The sequence below is a fragment of the Frankia gtarii genome, assembly GCF_025403375.1.
GTDB lineage: Bacteria > Actinomycetota > Actinomycetes > Frankiales > Frankiaceae > Frankia > Frankia gtarii.
In genome coordinates, this window is the sequence record NZ_JAMPTM010000513.1 from 1 (window position 1) to 1748 (window position 1748).

Sequence of the window (1748 nt, forward strand, 5' to 3'; positions counted from 1 at the left end):
GGGGCTGGCCGGCCTTGGCCTGACCGGCCAGCCCCGGTACCGCGTGGCGGCCCGTTCGCTCGGCTGGGGGGGGTTAGCCGGACGAACGGACCGAAACGCCGACCGGACCTCCTGGCGCGGGGGCCGGTGTGGCGTTCATATGGTCAGTCGTCTCGGAGGTGTCGTTTGGTTGCCGCCGGAGACAAGATTTTTAATATTGTTCGGGATCGCATGCGGATGGCCCGAATGGGCTAGACATTTTGTTGTGATTACTCGGACTCGAAAGTCCGAAAGCCGGGTCTGGCTCGCCGGATTGCCAGATGGCCGTAACGTCGGGTTACCAGGTAGCGGTGGTCAGGCGGATCCGCCGATGCTCCGGCCCGCCTGGTTACCCGTCATCAACTGCCCGTCAACAACCCTCCGGCATCAACGGACCGTCACCGCAGCACGGCGGCCGCGAGCGTCCACGCCGCGGAACTACCGCTGGAGATCGACACGGTGGTGGCACCGATACCCGCCGGCAGCGACACGCTCACTCGGGCGTCCGCCGAACCATCGGCCAGCGTCGACGGCAACTGGACGGTGAAGCTCCGTCGGTCCCGCAACGAGGACACGGTGATCTCGACCTGTCCCGACGACGACCCCAGGTAGACATCCAGCGTGCGGGCCTGCATGACGAAGGTCGACAACGCGGCCGTGCCCTGCACCGCGAGCCGGTCGGTGTAGTCGGTGCCGCTCTGGGCCGGCATCCCGCCACTCCAGTCGAAACCCGAGGTCGACGTCGTCGAGACGCCCATCGCGCTCGCGGTGAGCAGCGGGACCGGCAGCGCCGCCCGGTTCTGCACCCCGCCCCACCCCGCGCCGAACAGCACCCAGTCCGCAGCCTCGCCGCCGGGGATCTCGACCCGTGACCCGGGTGGGAAAGGAGCGGCGGAGCTGGCGTAGATGCCGGCGGCGGACGGCGCCAGGCCGGTGCCGGGCGTCGGGTTGGCGCCGACCGCACCGGTGCCGTCCTGGGCTGGGGCCTCCGGGTTGGGCCTGGCGCCCTTCGCCGACGGTTGGGTGGCCCCGCTCGACGGCCGCTCGGTACCCGCCGGCTTGGCCGTGCTGGCCTGTTCCGGTGGGACGCCGGCCGAAGGCTCCACAGTGGGGAGGCGATAGGCGGCTGGCGGGCGGGACGGGTCCAGCGTGGCGCTCGCGGTCGTCCAGGGCGTCTCCGTCGGTCGGGGACGCGCGGTCACCGTGGTGGTCGGTGGGTCCGTGGAATCGGAGCCCGGCAGGTCAAGCAGGGCAACCAGCGCGACCAGGACCAGGCTCAGCACGGTGACGGCCGCGCCGACGAGCGCCTGGGTGCGGCGCCGACCCTGTCGGCCCTGCGCGGCGCGTCCGGGCCGGGTGGGTCGGCGCGGTCCCCGGCCCCGCCGCGGCAACACCGCGGACGTGCGCCCGTGCCGCGTGCGGTGGAGCGCATCCAGCGACGGGGGCGCCGTCGAGTCGACGCGGCCCGCCTCCTCGGCGGGCTCGCGCAGATCGAGCGGACCGGTCAGGTCGATCAGCGCGCCGAGGCCGCCCGGCTCGGCGTCCCCGTGCGGCTCGGCCCCGGCGGGCAGCCGGGATTGCGGGTACGCGGCGGCTTCGCCGTCCGCGGTGGGGCTCGCGCCGACCTCGATCGGCGTGGTGCTCTCCGGGCCCGCGTACGGACCGGGCGGGGGCCCCGCGGCGGTGTTCGATCGGTCCTGGGGGACGGCGCCCGGTCGGGCGCCGAGGGG

General features: G+C 73.5%; 1 protein-coding gene. It reads right to left on the reverse strand.

The features are described from left to right. Window positions 1–416: 416 nt before the first annotated feature. Window positions 417–1748, reverse strand: a 1332-nt coding sequence (locus tag NBZ83_RS31955) for a chromosomal replication initiator protein DnaA (protein WP_261576488.1), incomplete at its 5' end; no start/stop codon positions are given.